The sequence below is a fragment of the Cellulomonas sp. P5_E12 genome, from assembly GCF_054049315.1.
In genome coordinates, this window is record NZ_JBFUMP010000021.1 from 21260 (window position 1) to 36030 (window position 14771).

The 14771-nt window shown below is 72.6% G+C and carries 16 protein-coding genes and 1 tRNA gene; 8 read left to right on the forward strand and 9 right to left on the reverse strand.

Going from position 1 to position 14771, the window contains the following annotated elements; translation table 11 throughout:
- Positions 1-6 precede the first annotated feature (6 nt).
- Genes ACXJKA_RS16280 through ACXJKA_RS16290 form a run of 3 tightly spaced genes read left to right on the forward strand, consistent with a single transcriptional unit; the run spans position 7 to position 3830 of the window.
- Positions 7-1383 (forward strand): MFS transporter, encoded by a 1377-nt coding sequence (locus ACXJKA_RS16280; protein WP_456826261.1) that lies wholly within the window; start codon positions 7-9, stop codon positions 1381-1383.
- 37 nt (positions 1384-1420) lie between these two features.
- Positions 1421-2671, forward strand: a complete 1251-nt coding sequence (locus tag ACXJKA_RS16285) for an MFS transporter (protein WP_456826262.1) — start codon at positions 1421-1423, stop codon at positions 2669-2671.
- Between the two features lie 58 nt (positions 2672-2729).
- Positions 2730-3830 carry a UDP-N-acetylmuramate dehydrogenase gene (locus tag ACXJKA_RS16290; RefSeq protein ID WP_456826281.1) on the forward strand — a complete coding sequence of 367 codons (1101 nt, stop codon included), beginning with the start codon at positions 2730-2732 and terminating at the stop codon, positions 3828-3830.
- On the opposite strand, the gene ACXJKA_RS16295 is transcribed toward ACXJKA_RS16290, so the two are convergent.
- From ACXJKA_RS16295 to ACXJKA_RS16325, 7 genes are all read right to left on the reverse strand, one after another.
- A complete protein-coding gene (locus ACXJKA_RS16295; protein WP_456826263.1) occupies positions 3752-4192 on the reverse strand; it encodes a GntR family transcriptional regulator in 441 nt (146 codons plus the stop codon). The genes ACXJKA_RS16290 and ACXJKA_RS16295 overlap by 79 nt on opposite strands.
- Positions 4189-5118, reverse strand: coding sequence for a hypothetical protein (locus tag ACXJKA_RS16300; protein WP_456826264.1), 930 nt, complete (start codon positions 5116-5118; stop codon positions 4189-4191). The genes ACXJKA_RS16295 and ACXJKA_RS16300 overlap by 4 nt, the downstream gene beginning before the upstream one ends.
- Positions 5119-5175: 57 nt before the next feature.
- Positions 5176-6198 carry an adenosine deaminase gene (locus ACXJKA_RS16305; protein ID WP_456826265.1) on the reverse strand — a complete coding sequence of 341 codons (1023 nt, stop codon included), beginning with the start codon at positions 6196-6198 and terminating at the stop codon, positions 5176-5178.
- Complete coding sequence (locus ACXJKA_RS16310) at positions 6195-6878, reverse strand: response regulator transcription factor (RefSeq protein WP_456826266.1); 684 nt, start codon at positions 6876-6878, stop codon at positions 6195-6197. Before ACXJKA_RS16310 ends, ACXJKA_RS16305 begins: the two co-directional genes overlap by 4 nt.
- Complete coding sequence (locus tag ACXJKA_RS16315) at positions 6875-8416, reverse strand: sensor histidine kinase (RefSeq protein ID WP_456826267.1); 1542 nt, start codon at positions 8414-8416, stop codon at positions 6875-6877. Before ACXJKA_RS16315 ends, ACXJKA_RS16310 begins: the two co-directional genes overlap by 4 nt.
- A 41-nt stretch (positions 8417-8457) precedes the next feature.
- Positions 8458-9222: a MerR family transcriptional regulator gene (locus ACXJKA_RS16320; RefSeq protein ID WP_456826268.1), complete on the reverse strand. Its 765-nt coding sequence runs from the start codon at positions 9220-9222 to the stop codon at positions 8458-8460.
- A gap of 65 nt (positions 9223-9287) precedes the next feature.
- Positions 9288-10517 (reverse strand): pyridoxal phosphate-dependent aminotransferase, encoded by a 1230-nt coding sequence (locus tag ACXJKA_RS16325; RefSeq protein WP_456826282.1) that lies wholly within the window; start codon positions 10515-10517, stop codon positions 9288-9290.
- 225 nt (positions 10518-10742) lie between these two features.
- Here ACXJKA_RS16325 and ACXJKA_RS16330 point away from each other — a divergent pair.
- From ACXJKA_RS16330 to rplA, 5 genes are all read left to right on the forward strand, one after another.
- Positions 10743-10815 (forward strand) — tRNA-Trp (locus tag ACXJKA_RS16330).
- Between the two features lie 150 nt (positions 10816-10965).
- On the forward strand, positions 10966-11256 hold the full coding sequence (gene secE / locus ACXJKA_RS16335) for a preprotein translocase subunit SecE (RefSeq protein ID WP_456826269.1): 291 nt from the start codon (positions 10966-10968) through the stop codon (positions 11254-11256).
- A gap of 107 nt (positions 11257-11363) precedes the next feature.
- Entirely contained in the window at positions 11364-12182 is an 819-nt protein-coding gene (nusG, locus tag ACXJKA_RS16340; RefSeq protein ID WP_456826270.1) for a transcription termination/antitermination protein NusG, read from the forward strand.
- Positions 12183-12264: 82 nt separating this feature from the next.
- Positions 12265-12696 (forward strand): 50S ribosomal protein L11, encoded by a 432-nt coding sequence (gene rplK / locus ACXJKA_RS16345; protein WP_056023364.1) that lies wholly within the window; start codon positions 12265-12267, stop codon positions 12694-12696.
- Positions 12697-12797: 101 nt separating this feature from the next.
- Entirely contained in the window at positions 12798-13517 is a 720-nt protein-coding gene (gene rplA / locus ACXJKA_RS16350) for a 50S ribosomal protein L1 (protein ID WP_456826271.1), read from the forward strand.
- A 73-nt stretch (positions 13518-13590) separates the two neighbouring features.
- Here rplA and ACXJKA_RS16355 read toward each other — a convergent pair whose 3' ends face one another.
- Entirely contained in the window at positions 13591-14118 is a 528-nt protein-coding gene (locus tag ACXJKA_RS16355) for a hypothetical protein (RefSeq protein WP_456826272.1), read from the reverse strand.
- On the reverse strand, positions 14099-14728 hold the full coding sequence (locus ACXJKA_RS16360; RefSeq protein ID WP_456826273.1) for an RNA polymerase sigma factor: 630 nt from the start codon (positions 14726-14728) through the stop codon (positions 14099-14101). The genes ACXJKA_RS16355 and ACXJKA_RS16360 overlap by 20 nt, the downstream gene beginning before the upstream one ends.
- Positions 14729-14771: the final 43 nt, after the last annotated feature.

Sequence of the window (14771 nt, forward strand, 5' to 3'; positions counted from 1 at the left end):
CAAGCCGTGCGCCACCCCACCCGCGCCGTGAGTCGAGCCCGCTGGCTCCTCATGGGTCTCTTCGCCCTCGCGGGCATCAYGTTCTCCAGCTGGCTCGCCCGCATCCCCACCGTCCGCGACCTGCTCGACCTGTCCACGTCCGAGCTCGGCGTCATGCTGCTCATCGGCTCGGTGGGCGCCCTCCTCACCGTCACGGTCTCGGGCATGGTCGTGCAGCGGTTCGGCAGCCGCGTCGGGATCATCGCGTCGACGGCCGTGCTCGCGGTCGCCCTCGTCCTCATGGGTGTCGGCCCCTCCATCGGCTCGCTGACCATGCTCGGCGTCGGCATCTTCCTCAACGGCGTGGCGGTCGCGCTGGGCAACGTGCCCCTCAACGTCGAGTCCGCCCGCATCGAGCGCGCCATGGGCCGCACGGTCATCCCGCAGTTCCACGCCGCCTTCTCGATCGGCGCCGTGACCGGGTCCGCACTCGGGGCGACGGCGTCGCACCTCGGCGTCTCGGTCACCGCGCAGTTCGTCGCGGTCGCGGTCCTGGCCGTGGTCTGGCGGCTGGCCTCGCTGCGCGGTGTCGTGCTCGCCGACGCCCACGGCGACCGGCCCCGCACGCACGCGGTCACGCCCGCCGGGGCTGCGACGATGGGTCGCCGCCGCCGGATCGCCAGCTCGCTGGACTCGTGGCGCGAGCCACGCACGCTGCTCATCGGCGTCGTCATCATGGCCGCGGCCCTCTCGGAGGGGTCGGCCAACGACTGGCTGTCGCTCGCCGTGGTCGACGGGTTCGACCAGACCGAGGCCGTGGGCGGGGCGATGCTCGGCGTCTTCGTCGGCGCGATGACCCTGGTCCGCCTGCTCGGCACCCGCCTCATCGACCGGTTCGGCCGGGTCCCGGTCCTGCGGGTCTCGGGGGTCGTGTCGATCGTCGGCCTGCTGCTCTTCGGCTTCGCGCCGTCGTTGACCCTCGCCGGCGTCGGCGTCGTGCTCTGGGGCTTCGGCGCCGCGCTCGCCGTGCCGGTGGGCATCGCCGCGGCGTCCGACGACCCGATGCGTTCCGCCGGTCGCGTCGCCGTGGTGTCCTCGTTCGCCTCGGTGGCCTCGATCGCGGCCCCGCCGCTGCTCGGGATCGCGGCCGCGTCGACCGGCGCCCGGCACGCCCTCGTCGTCATCGCGGTCGCGATGGTGGCGAGCGTGCTGCTCGCCGGGCGCGTCGCCCCCGAGCATGTGTCGATCGCGGACGCGCCCGCGCGTCCTGGTGACGACGATCCGATCGTCCATCTCGCCGACGCCGACCCGGACCCGTACGGCGCGATCGCCGCTCGGCACGCCGACCACGTGACGGCCGACCGCCGTCGAACCCGCCGCCGTCGCCTCGTGCGCGTGCCGTGACCATCGAACGGACGACATCATGAACACCGGAGGGCCGATGACGACGCCAGCGGGACAGGACGACGAGCTGCTCGGGACGAGTGCACCCACGAACGTCGCGCGCGTGGTCGAGAAGGCCTCGATCGCCGTCTTCGTCGTCTTCTTCCTCAACGGCTTCAACTTCGCCAGCTGGGCCGCGCGCCTGCCCGCCATCCGCGACGGGCTGGGGTTCGACCCGGCGCAGATGGGCCTGCTGCTCCTCGTCGGCGCGGTCGGGTCGCTGGTCGCCCTGCCGCTGTCCGGCATGGTGATCGAGCGGCTCGGTGCGCGCCGCACGGTGCTCGCGTTCGCGATCCTMAACGGGAGCGGGCTGGTCGTGGCCTCGATCGGCGTGGCGCTCGGTGAGGTCGCCGTCGTCGCCCTGGGTCTCGTGCTGTTCGGCGTCGGCACCGGGGTCTGGGACGCGTCGATGAACGTCGAGGGTGCGGTCGTCGAGCAGCACCTCGGTCGCACGATCATGCCGCGCTACCACGCGGGCTTCTCGTTCGGCACCGTGGCCGCAGCCGGTATCGCCGCGGTCGCGGCGTGGCTGCACGTCCCGGTCGTCGTGCACATCCCGATCGCGGTGGTCCTGTCGGTGGTCGGCGTCGCGTTCGCGGTGCGGGCCTTCCTGCCCGCCGCCGACGAGCCGGAGGTGCGGCACTCGGCGGACCGCCCGGACAAGGGCGCCCGCGGGGCGCTGGCCGCCTGGCTCGAGCCGCGCACGCTGCTCATCGGACTCGTCGTGCTGGCCGCGGCCCTCACCGAGGGCTCCGCGAACGACTGGGTCAGCCTCGCGGTCGTCGACGGCTTCGACGTCCCGCACGCCCTGGGCGCGCTCACGTTCGCCATCTTCGTCACGGCGATGACGGGCATGCGCTGGTTCGGCACCACCCTGCTGGACCGGTACGGCCGCGTGGCGATCCTGCGCCTGTGCGCCGCGCTCTCCATCGTCGGCCTCGTCACCTTCGCGCTCGCCGGCCACCTCTGGCTCGCGGTCGTCGGCATCGTGGCCTGGGGTGCGGGCGCCGCGCTGGGCTTCCCCGTCGGCATGAGCGCGGCCGCCGACGACCCGATCCGCGCCGCCGCGCGGGTCAGCGTGGTCTCGACCATCGGGTACAGCGCGTTCCTCGCCGGGCCGCCGCTGATCGGCCTGCTCGCCCAGCACGTCGGGTACCGGCACGCGCTGCTGGTCATCGTCGTGCCCGTGGTCCTGGGTCTGCTGGTGGTGAACGCTGCCGCCCCGCTCAAGCAGCGAGGGCTAGCCTGATCGCGTGCAGACCGAGCTGAGCACGGACGACTGCTCGCCCGCGAGCGTCCCTCCGACGATCCACTGGCCCGCCACGACCGCGCTGTCCTCCACCCTCGCCGACCTCACCACCCTGCGGGTCGGCGGTGCGCCGAGCCGGTACGTGGAGACGACGACCGAGGCCGAGCTGATCGAGACCGTGCGCGCGGCCGACGAGGCGGGGGAGCCCGTCCTCGTCGTCGGCGGAGGTTCCAACCTCCTGGTGTCGGACGCGGGGTTCGACGGGGTCGTCGTGCGGGACGTCCGTAGCGGGATCGACGTGCCCGACGCCTCCGCGTGCGCCGGCGTGACGCTGACGGTGCCGGCCGGGACACCGTGGGACGACGTCGTGCGGTACGCGGTCGAGCAGGAGCTCACGGGCATCGAGACCCTCTCGGGCATCCCAGGATCGACCGGCGCGACGCCGGTCCAGAACGTCGGCGCGTACGGCCAGGAGGTGTCGCAGAGCATCGCGACCGTCCGGGTCTGGGACCGCAGCCGCGGCAGGGTCCGCACGCTGCCGCTGGTCACGCTCGCGTTCGGCTACCGCACGTCGCTGCTCAAGCGGTCGATGCGCTCAGCTGACGCCGATGATCCGCGTGCGCCGTGGTCGCCGACGCCCCGCTACGTGGTGCTCGACGTGACCTTCCAGCTGCGCCCGGGTGACCTGTCCCGCCCGATCGTCTACGCCGAGCTTGCCCGCACGCTGGGCGTGGAGGTGGGCCAGCGCGCGCCCCTCGCCCAGGTCCGGGACACCGTGCTCGCCCTGCGTGCCCGCAAGGGCATGGTGCTCGACCCCGCCGACCACGACACGTGGAGCGCGGGCTCGTTCTTCACCAACCCGTTCCTGTCCGCCGACGCCGCCGCCGCGCTGCCGGAGGACGCCCCCCGCTTCCCGACGGACGACGGCCGCGTGAAGTCGAGCGCGGCCTGGCTCATCGAGCGGTCCGGGTTCTCGCGGGGCTTCGGCGCCCCCGGTCCGGCGACGCTCTCGACCAAGCACGCGCTCGCGCTGACCAACCGCGGGGGAGCGAAGGCCGAGGACCTGCTCGCGCTCGCCCGTCAGGTGCGCGACGGCGTCCGGTCGTCCTTCGGGGTCGAGCTCGAGCCGGAACCGGTGCTGGTGGGCGTCACGCTCTGACGCCCGAGCAGCGCGCCGTGCACCAGCACGAGCGCCTCGTCGTCGGTCAGGCCGGCCGCGCGGACGGCGGCGACGTACGTCTCGGCGGCCCGGCGCGCGATGTCGGTCGGCACGGAGGCGCCCTCCGCGATGACCGTCCCGGCCCGGCGACGGGTCTCGACGACGCCCTCGGCCTCCAGCTCGCGGAACGCCCGCGCGACCGTCCCGGCGGCCAGACCGAGGTCGGTGGCCAGCGCGCGGATGGTGGGCAGCCGGTCGCCGGCCACGAGCCGCCCGGCCGCGACGTGCGCGACCACCTGCGCGCGGATCTGCTCGAACGCGGGGACCCCGGAGGTCAGGTCGACCTCGAGCTGTGCGGTCATGCGGTGACCTGCGGCTGCTGCACGTAGGGCTCGGCACGCTGCGGCGCAGGCGCGCGATGCTCGGCCCGGGAGCCCCGGACGGGAGCCACCGTGCTGACGATCAGGACGGCCAGCGAGACGAACCGGCCGACCGTCCCGACGGCCTCCGCGCTGCCCGGTCCGAAGGCGTCCGCCCACCGCGGCTGCACGCTCGCCACGCAGTTCGCGGCGAAGAAGAGGCACCCGGCCAGCGTCCAGGCCACGACCAGCTGCACGCCGGCCAGGACTCGTCGCGCGGACGTCCGTCGCAGGCCCGTGTCGTCGGCGGGAGCGGTGTCGGCGACCGCCGCGCGGCGCGCGACCTGAGCCAGGACCCCAAGGCAGGCGAGAGCGAGCACGACCATCGTCGGGGCGATCGTGCGCCCGTAGTAGAGGCCGGGGAACGGGCTCGACGTGGAGGTCACGCCGTCGGCGTGCGCGTACGACAGGCTCCGCCCGCCGGTGCCGGCGGCCAGGCCGCAGGCCGTCAGCAGGACCGCGAGCAGCAGGAACCACGCAACGGCGAGCCACGACAGCGCTCGCGGGGCGATATCCCGGACGCGCCGCGGGACCAGCGGCGCGCGCCGGACGGTGCCCTGCGGCCTGGGCCACGTCAGCTCGCCGCCGGCGTGCACCACGAGGAAGGCGATCCCGGCGATGCCGGGAAGCGCGGCCACGAACGCCCCGCGCGCGGGCCCGTGCAGGTAGCCGGCCGCGCTCATGGCGAGCAGGACGGGGAGCGGCACGAGGACGACCCACGCGGCCGCGGTCACGCGTCGCGCGTGGCGCTCCGCGGCGACCCACGCCTCCGACGGCGACGCCGGGCCCTCGGTACGGACCGGACGCAGCGCCCATGCCACGCCGATGCCGAGGAGCAGCACGAGCAGCAGCCACACCCAGCCGGTCATGGCAACCCCTGTATCAATGGACTAATGCATTGATACAATCGTCTCGGGGGCCACGTGTCAAGGCGCCAGCCAGTCGTCCACCCCGGCAAGCAGCCGCGCCTGCACGCCGTCGCTCGCGCGGCTCGCCCGGATCGACGACCGCGCCAGCTCCGCGAGCTCGTCGTCGGTGAACTCGTGCACCTCGCGCGCCAGCACGTACTGGTCGAGCAGCCGTGACCGGAACAGCAAGGGGTCGTCGGCGCCGAGCGCCACGGTCGCGCCGGCGTCGACCAGCGCGCGCAGCGGGACGTCCGACGCGCGGTCGTACACGCCGAGCGACACGTTCGACGCCGGGCACACCTCGAGCGCCACACCCTCGTCGACCACCCGCTCCAGCACCCGCGGGTCCTCCGCCGACCGCACGCCGTGGCCGAGCCGGTCGGGGTGCAGGTGCTGGACGACCTCCTCGACGTGCGCGGGCCCCAGGAGCTCCCCGCCGTGGGGGACCGAGGCCAGCCCGGCGTCACGGGCGATCGCGAACGCGTGCGCGAACTCGGACGTCTCACCGCGGCGCTCGTCGTTGGACAACCCGAAGCCGACCACCTGGCCGGGCCCGTCGCCGGCATGGTGGGCCGCCAGCCGGGCCAGCGTGCGCGCCTCGAGCGGGTGCCGCATGCGGGAGGCGGCGACGATGACGCCGACGTCGACACCGGTGCTCGCCGACGCGGACCGCACCGCGTCGAGCACGATCTCCAGCGCGGGCGTCAGGCCCCCGACGAACGGCGCGTACGACGTCGGGTCCACCTGGATCTCCAGCCGGCCCGACCCCTCCAGCGCGTCGTCCTCGACGGCCTCGGTGACCACCCGGCGCATGTCCGCCTCGCCGCGGACGCACGCGCGCGCGGCGTCGTAGAGCCGCTGGAACCGGAACCAGCCGCGCTCGTCGGCGGGCACGTGCAGGGCGTCGTCGTCGAGCAGGGCGGACGGCAGGCGGATCCCGTGCGCCGCCGCCAGCTCGGCCAGCGTCGAGACCCGCATGGAACCCGTGAAGTGGAGGTGCAGGTGGGCCTTCGGCAGGAGGGCCAGATCCCGGGCCGTCACACGCCAGCCGTGGTCGCGTCGATCAACCGGTACCCCACGCCCCGGACCGTGTCGAAGTGCTCCGCGCCGACCTTGCGCCGCAGGTACCGCACGTACACGTCGACCACGTTGGACCCGGGGTCGAAGTCGAAGCCCCACACCTCGGAGAGCAGGCGCTCGCGGGTGAGCACGTCCCCGGGATGGCGCAGGAACGTCTCGGCCAGCGCGAACTCCCGCGCGGAGAGGTCCACCTCCTGGGTGCCGACCTTCATCCGTCGGGTCCGCAGGTCCAGCTGGAGCGCACCGTGCTTGAGCACGGAGGCGTCGCCCGGCGCCGCCGGCTGGGCGCGGAGCCGCAGCCGGACGCGGGCCAGCAGCTCCTCGAACCGGAACGGCTTGGCCATGTAGTCGTCGGCCCCGGACTCGAGCCCCGTGACGGTGTCGGTGACCGACGAGCGCGCGGTGAGCACGATGACGGGCACGGTCTCACCGGCGGCCCGCAGGCGCCGCAGCACCTCGAAGCCGTCGATGTCCACCAGGCCGAGGTCGAGCACGAGCAGGTCGATGCCGCCCGCCTGGACCCGGGCGATCGCGTCCTCGCCGGACGTCACGGCGCTCGTCTCGAACCCGGACGCGCGCAGGCCCTTGGCCACGAACGCGGCGATGCGCTCCTCGTCCTCCGCGATGAGGATGTGCGTCATCGGTTCTCCACCAGCTGGGCGACGGTTCGGGTCTCGCCGTCCACCAGATCGACGGCCGGCAGGTCCAGCACGAAGACCACGCCGGGCCCGACGTTAGCCGGTGGATGCTCCACGAACACCTCTCCGTGGTGGGCGTGGGCGATCGCGGCGACGATCGGCAGGCCCAGCCCGGCACCGTGGGAGATGCGGTCGGCCTGCCCGCGGTGGAACCGCTCGAAGATCCGGCTCTCCTCGCCCGCCGGCACCCCGGGACCCTCGTCGCGCACCCACAGCAGCAGCCGGTCGCCCGCCACCTCGCTGCCGAGGCGCACGGTGGAGCCCGGTGCGGAGTAGCGGCACGCGTTCGCGAGCAGCTGCAACCAGGCCTGCGTCACGCGCTGCGCGTCGAGCTGCACCGTCACGTCCGCCCGGGCGGCCACCACCCAGCGCCGGTCTCCCAGCGCTCGGGCCTTGTCGTACACGTCGTCGGTGAGCCGCCCGACGTCCGTCGGCGCGGGCTGGACGAAGTCGGGGCGGTCCGTCGTGGCGAGCGTCATGAGGTCGTCGACCAGGCGCTGCATCCGGTCCAGCTCGTCGAGGGCGAGCGCCTGCGTGGCGCGGACGTCGTCGGGGTCGTCCGGGTCGAGCAGCTCCAGGTGGCCACGCACGATCGTCAGCGGCGTGCGCAGCTCGTGCCCGACGTCGTCGAGGAGCTCGCGCTGCGACCCGAAGGCCCGCTGGAGCCGGTCGAGCATGGCGTTGACGGTCCGCGCCATGTTCGAGAGGTCGTCCTTGCCGGTCACGGCGATGCGCTCGGACAGGTCCGACTCGGTGATCCGACGGGTGGTGTCCCGCAGCAGCCGGATGGGCCGCAGCAGGCGCCCGACGACGAACCAGGCGACGACCGCGATGACGGCGAGGGCCGCGAGCCCGACGGCGGAGTAGGTGAGGAACGTGCTGCGCAGGCTCGACATCTCGGCGGAGCGGTCGAAGGCGACGACGAACATGCCGGTGCCCGGGTCTCCCGACAGGAGGACCGGTACCGCGATGAGGCGGTACCGCGTGGTGTCGGTGCTGACCGTGCGGGCCAGCGCCGCCGTGTCGGCCGGCAGCGTCGCCAGGACCTCGACGAGCTCGGGATCCCGTTCGAGCCGGACCGACCGGGTCTCGGCGGCGGGCAGCCACTTCGGCTCCCCGTCGATCAGCGTGATGACGCCCTCGTTCTTGCCGGGCACGCGGTTGCGCACCCCCTCCTTCAGGACCGCGCTCACGCTGTCGAACGGAAGGTTCGTCGTGGGGTCCTTGCCGGCCTGCACCTGACGCAGCGCGGCGACGGCGCGCGACAACGAGTTGTCGATCCGGGCGTCGGTCTCGGCGGCCTGCAGCGCGAAGGCGGTCCCGCCGGCGATCGTCACCGTCAGGGCCGCGAGCAGGACGACGGCGGTGAGCAGGCGCGCCCGGACCGTGAGGTGCGCGAGCGTGCGCCGGTGCGCGGGGACGGCGGCGGTCGTCGCGCCGGAGACGTCCGCGCGGCCGCCGACCCGGGCGCTTCGATGCATGGACCCAGTATGTCCGGCGGGTCAGGCGGTGCGCAGGCGTCTCAGTCCAGGGCCTTCATGAACGACCAGAGGTGCCCCTCGAGGTCGCACGCGCTGTAGACGCGGTAGCCGTAGTCCTGGTCGACGGGCTCCTGCCGCACGTCGACACCCGCCGCGACGGAGCGCCGGTGGTGGGCGTCGACGTCGTCGACGAGCACCGCGACGGAGGCGGTGCCCGCGCCGAGCGAGCGGGGCGACGCCAGGCGGAACGACACCTGCTCCGGGTGCAGCCAGATGACGCCGTCGCCCGCGTGGAGCTCGCCGTGCACCGCGCGGCCGGCGCCGTCACGCACCAGGTCGCCCGGCACCAGCCCGAAGCGCTCGACGAGCCACGCGTGCGCCGCGGCGATGTCCGCGTACACCAGCAGCATGATCCGCTGCTGCGCCGGTGCCTCGAGCGTCGTCATCGCCTCGACCACCTCGAGCAGATCGGTGCCGTCCGTGGCCAGCATCCCGGCCACCCGAGAGCGCAGCCGCGCGGTGGCGTCGAGCTGCTCGTCGAGGGTGGTCAGGTGCTGCCGCATCGCCGAGGCAAGGTCCCAGGACGGGTCGTCCAGCGCCCGCTGCACCTGTGCCAGACCCATGCCGAGCCGTCGGAGCAGGCAGATCCGGTAGAGGCGTTCAGAGTCCGCGACGTCGTAGAGCCGGTGGCCCGCGGCGCTGCGGCCCGACGGGGTCAGCAGCCCGATCTGCTCGTAGTAGTGCAGGGTGCGAACCGTCAGCCCGCTCGCCTGTGCCAGCTCACCCACTCGGTGTCCAGTGCCCATGACGTCGACGCTAGGACCTCACGCCGCGTGAGGGGCAAGGGCGCCGCGGCGCCGTCGACGACCGCCTACTCGGCCTCGGCGAGCAGCGACTGGATCCGGCCGATCCCCTCGACGAGGTCGTCGTCGCCGAGCGCGTAGGACAGGCGCAGGTACCCGCTCGGCCCGAACGCCTCACCGGGCACGACGGCCACCTCGGCCTCCTCGAGGATGAGCGTCGCCAGCTCGGCCGACGTCGTCGGGGTCACGCCGCGGATGGTCCGGCCGAGGACGCCCTCGACCGACGGGTACACGTAGAACGCCCCCTCGGGGGTGGGGATCCGCACGCCGTCGATCTGCCCGAGCATCTCGACGATGGTCCGGCGCCGCCGGTCGAACGCGGTCCGCATCTCCTCCACGGCCGCGAGGTCGCCGCTGAGCGCGGCGATCGCCGCCCGCTGCGACACGTTCGCCACGTTGGACGTCAGGTGTGACTGCAGGTTGGTCGCCGCGGTGATGACGTCGGCGGGGCCGATCATCCAGCCCACGCGCCAGCCGGTCATGGCGTACGTCTTGGCGACGCCGTTGAGCACGATCGTCGTGTCCGTCAGCTCGGGCACCACACGCAGGATCGGCGTGAACACCGCGTGGTCGTACGTGAGGTGCTCGTAGATCTCGTCGGTGATGACCCAGATGCCGTGCTCGAGCGCCCAGCGCCCGATCGCGGCCGTCTGCTCGGGGGAGTACACCGCGCCGGTCGGGTTCGACGGGGAGCAGAAGAGCAGCACCTTGGTCCGCGGGGTGCGGGCCGACTCGAGCTGCTCGACGGTGACCAGGTAGCCCTGGTCCACGCCGGCGAACACCTCGACCGGGACGCCGCCCGCCAGCCTGATCGCCTCGGGGTACGTGGTCCAGTACGGCGCCGGCAGCAGCACCTCGTCACCCGGGTCCACGATCGCCGCGAACGACTGGTAGACGGCCTGCTTGCCGCCGTTGGTCACCAGGACGCTTGACGGCTTGACCTCATAGCCCGAGTCCCGCAGCGTCTTCGTCGCGATGGCCTCGCGCAGGGCGGGCAGGCCCGCCGCCGGCGTGTAGCGGTGGTTCGCCGGGTCCTTGGCGGCAGCGACGGCCGCGTCGACGATGTACGCGGGGGTGGGGAAGTCGGGCTCCCCGGCGCCGAAGCCGATGACCGGGCGACCGGCCGCCTTGAGCGCCTTGGCCTTGGCGTCGACCGCCAGCGTCGCGGACTCGGCGATCGCGGCCAGTCGGGCGGACACACGGGCACGGGGAGGGGTCTGCTCGCTCACGGCCCCCATAGTGGCAGAGGTCACGTCGGGTCGTGCCCGTCATGTCGGAGCGTGGGCTCGTGCCTTCCGCGCGGTTCGACCCACGGGCGCTCGTCGCGTACAGTGAACCCCCGGCGGTTGACGTCCGCCATGATGAGCCGTGCCCCGGAGGCCTCCGGGTGGCCGCTCGGACCCCCTGCGGGTGGTGTCCGTCGGTGCGTGCGCACGGGGAGTCGTGGAGGCCCAGGCCGTCGTAGGGCAGTGGCGCAATTGGTAGCGCAGCGGTCTCCAAAACCGCAGGTTGCAGGTTCGAGTCCTGTCTGCCCTGCGCACGCGTTTCTACGTTCAGGTGTGTCGGGACGTACGAGATGGCGAGCAGGACCGCCGGTCGGTCCGGCGCGACGCGTCGGCCGTCCGTCTGCTGGGTATCCGCACGGGGCCCGGCTTGACGAACCACCACGAGACGTAGGGGCCAGACGTGAGCGAAACAGCACCGGCTGCGGCGTCCGACGCCGAGGGTTCGGCGGCGCGCCCGTCCGCACCCAAGGCCCGCAAGGGTTCGTCGGATGCTCGTCGCGGCCTGTTCGCCCGCATCGCGCTCTTCGTCCGCCAGGTCGTCGCGGAGCTGAAGAAGGTCGTCCGGCCCACGCGGTCGGAGCTGATCACCTACACGAGCGTCGTGCTCGTGTTCGTCGCCGTGATCATGGCCTTCGTCACCGTGATCGACCTGGGCATCGGCAAGCTCACGTTCTGGGTCTTCGGAGGCTGACGGCCGCTCGGGGCCCCGCCCCGACAGCTAGGCAGTCGCCCCACCAGGGTCGAGCAACCACCGCGCCAGTTCGCCGGGCGCACACGCTGGAGAAAGCAGGTTCGCACGTGTCGCAGGAGTCGCAGGAGCCCACCACGGGCGCCGAGGCGGAGCTCGAGGACGCCATCGCGTCGGTCGAGGCCGTCGAGGCGTCGGCGCAGGACAGCGTCGTCGACGACGCTGCCGTCGACGAGGCCACCGAGAGCGACGAGGTTGCTGAGTCCGATGACGAGTCCGACGACGACGAGTCCGACGAGGCCGAGGCCGACGACGAGCCCGACGTCGAGGAGGACCCGGTCGCGGCGTTCAAGTCGCAGCTGCGCACCCAGCTGGGCGACTGGTACGTCATCCATTCCTACGCCGGCTACGAGAACCGCGTGAAGGCGAACCTCGAGAACCGTCGCCAGAGCCTCAACATGGAGGACTTCATCTACCAGGTGGAGGTCCCCATGGAGGAGGTCGTGGAGATCAAGAACGCGCAGCGCAAGGTCGTCAAGCGCGTCCGGATCCCCGGCTACGTCCTCGTCCGCATGGACCTGACCGACGAGTCGTGGGGCGCCGTCCGGCACACGCCGGGCGTCACCGGCTTCGTCGGCCACACGCACCAGCCCGTCCCGCTCACGCTGGACGAGGTCTTCTCGATGCTCGCGCCGTCGCTGGAGCCCAAGCAGCCGACCACGGCCGCCGGCGCCGCCAAGGCCGCCTCGCAGATCAAGGTCGACTTCACGGTCGGCGAGTCGGTCACCGTCACGGACGGCCCGTTCGACACGCTCCCGGCCACGATCTCCGAGATCAACGCCGAGAACCAGAAGCTCAAGGTTCTCGTCTCCATCTTCGGCCGGGAGACCCCGGTCGAGCTGTCCTTCAGCCAGGTCGCCAAGATCTGACTGAGCTGTGCCGCCCTGCGGCTCAGCACTGCAACCGGGTCATCGCCCACGGCGTCGGCCCACGACACGAACGGAAGCAGCTATGCCCCCGAAGAAGAAGGTCACCGGCCTCATCAAGCTCCAGATCAAGGCCGGCGCGGCCACCCCTGCGCCGCCGATCGGTCCGGCGCTCGGTCAGCACGGTGTCAACATCATGGAGTTCTGCAAGGCGTACAACGCTGCCACCGAGGCGCAGCGCGGCAACGTCATCCCCGTGGAGATCACGGTGTACGAGGACCGCTCGTTCACCTTCATCACGAAGACGCCGCCGGCCGCCGAGCTGATCAAGAAGGCCGCCGGTGTGGCCAAGGGTTCCCCGACCCCGCACACCGTCAAGGTCGCCACCCTCACCAAGGCGCAGGTCAGCGAGATCGCGAGCACCAAGCTCGAGGACCTCAACGCGAACGACCTGGCCGCGGCCGAGAAGATCATCGCGGGCACCGCCCGCTCGATGGGCATCAAGGTCGAGGGCTGAGCGCAGCTCAGACCGAGAAGCAGGAACAGCGGGCCGATTCCGGTCCGCTGAGAAATGTGGAAGGGCCTGAACGGCCCGACTGACCACGACAGGAGAACAGCATGGCGAAGCACAGCAAGGCGTACCGCTCCGCGGTCGAGAAGATCGAGGAGGGCCACCTCTACAGCCCCCTCGAGGCCGTCCGACTCGCGCAGGCGACGTCCACCACCAAGTACGACTCGACCGTCGAGGTCGCGTTCCGCCTCGGTGTCGACCCCCGCAAGGCGGACCAGATGGTTCGCGGCACGGTCAACCTGCCCCACGGCACCGGCAAGACCGCCCGCGTCATCGTCTTCGCGACGGGCGAGCGCGCCGAGCAGGCCCGCGCCGCGGGTGCCGACGAGGTCGGCGGCGACGAGCTCATCGACAAGGTCGCGGCCGGTTACACGGACTTCGACTCCGCCGTCGCCACGCCCGACCTCATGGGCAAGGTCGGTCGCCTCGGTAAGGTCCTCGGCCCGCGCGGCCTCATGCCGAACCCGAAGACCGGCACCGTGACGATGGACGTGGCCAAGGCCGTGTCCGACATCAAGGGCGGCAAGATCGAGTTCCGCGTGGACCGTCACGCGAACCTGCACTTCATCATCGGCAAGACCTCGTTCAGCGACGTCTCCCTCGTGGAGAACTACGCCGCTGCGCTCGACGAGATCCTGCGTCTGAAGCCGTCCGCCTCGAAGGGTCGCTACATCGCCAAGGCGACGTTCTCGACCACGAACGGCCCCGGCATCCTGGTCGACCAGAACAAGACGCGGAACCTCACCTCCGAGGACGACGCCGCCTGACGCTGGCAGCACGCACGACGAAGGCCCGGTTCCCCCTGCGGACCGGGCCTTCGTCGTCCTGCGAGACGGGCTGTCAGTACGGCAGCCACTGCGTGATGCAGGTGCCGCCGTCGCTCGAGCACTCCAGCCTCAGCGGTCCGCCGGGGCGGACGTCGAAGCGGAAGTACCCGACGTCGTCGGTCTCGATCGTCGCGACGTCGCCCTCGGGCGTGCGCAGCGTGACGCGCCCCGGCGTCGCGGGGAGCAGCTGGCCCTCGATCGAGGACGTCTCGACCTCCACCTCGACACCGAGGCCGTGCCCCTCGAAGACGAGGGTGCGGGATGCCCCGCCGGACCGGTCGCGGACGCCGACGGGCGCGTCCAGCGCGGTCGAGTCGTAGACCAGCTCGAGCAGCAGCAGGTCCATCTCGAGGCCGGCGCGGGCGTCGACCATGCCGCGGTGCGCGCGGAACGCCAGGTCGGCGCTGGCCACGACGCGGTCGTAGGTGTCCGCCTCCGCGAGCGCCAGGTTCAGGTCCGCCGCGAGGGCCTCGTCGTCGGGCCACGGCGAGTCGCCGCGCGCTCCGGTGGTGTGGGCGCGGTCATCCGAGTGCCAGGACATCGCGTCCTCCTTCTTCAGCCGTGGAGGCCGTCCAGGCCTTCACGTAGTTCTTGATCGCCGCCGTCTGACGCAGGCGGGCGAGGCCACGGCCCCGGGTGGGGCCGATCGATCCGACGGGTACCCCGAGCTTCTCCGCGATCTCCGCGTAGCTGAGCGGGGGGTCGACGGCGAGCATGAGCAGGATCTCGCGCTGGTGGACCGGCAGCTCTGCCAGGCCTTCGCGCAGCGCGCGCTCCCGCTCGACGTGCAGCATCCGCTCGTCCATGTCGGAGTCGGACACGCCGTCGAGCCGGCCACCCTGCGGGTCGACGGGGACGGTGCGCCGGTTCACGTTGGTGACGCGGATGCATTCGTGCCGCGCCGTGGTGGCGATCCAGCCGGGCAGCGCGTGCGGGTCCCGGAGCTTCTCGAGGTTCTCGAGCAGGTTGAGCCACACGGTCTGCGCGACGTCCTCGGCCTGGTGCGGGGTGAGCCGGAACTGGCGCACCCGCGCCACGACGGCCGGGGTGTGCCGCCGCACGATCTCGCCCCAGGCACGCGAGTCCCCACCCAGGGCGCCCGCCACCAGCGCGGGGGCGTCCCACCGGCGGTACGGATCCTCGTCGTCCATGTCTGTATCCCTTCGTCCGAGGACTCGGGAGCCATCATGGCGC

Excerpts from the sequence above, each read along its gene's own strand:
- ACXJKA_RS16295 (WP_456826263.1), bottom strand. The coding sequence starts at position 4,192 with ATGACCGCACAGCTCGAGGTCGACCTGACCTCCGGGGTCCCCGCGTTC.
- ACXJKA_RS16300 (WP_456826264.1), bottom strand. The coding sequence starts at position 5,118 with ATGACCGGCTGGGTGTGGCTGCTGCTCGTGCTGCTCCTCGGCATCGGC.
- ACXJKA_RS16310 (WP_456826266.1), bottom strand. The coding sequence starts at position 6,878 with ATGACGCACATCCTCATCGCGGAGGACGAGGAGCGCATCGCCGCGTTC.
- ACXJKA_RS16315 (WP_456826267.1), bottom strand. The coding sequence starts at position 8,416 with ATGCATCGAAGCGCCCGGGTCGGCGGCCGCGCGGACGTCTCCGGCGCG.
- ACXJKA_RS16320 (WP_456826268.1), bottom strand. The coding sequence starts at position 9,222 with ATGGGCACTGGACACCGAGTGGGTGAGCTGGCACAGGCGAGCGGGCTG.
- ACXJKA_RS16325 (WP_456826282.1), bottom strand. The coding sequence starts at position 10,517 with ATGGGGGCCGTGAGCGAGCAGACCCCTCCCCGTGCCCGTGTGTCCGCC.
- rplK (WP_056023364.1), top strand. The coding sequence starts at position 12,265 with ATGCCCCCGAAGAAGAAGGTCACCGGCCTCATCAAGCTCCAGATCAAG.
- rplA (WP_456826271.1), top strand. The coding sequence starts at position 12,798 with ATGGCGAAGCACAGCAAGGCGTACCGCTCCGCGGTCGAGAAGATCGAG.
- ACXJKA_RS16355 (WP_456826272.1), bottom strand. The coding sequence starts at position 14,118 with ATGTCCTGGCACTCGGATGACCGCGCCCACACCACCGGAGCGCGCGGC.
- ACXJKA_RS16360 (WP_456826273.1), bottom strand. The coding sequence starts at position 14,728 with ATGGACGACGAGGATCCGTACCGCCGGTGGGACGCCCCCGCGCTGGTG.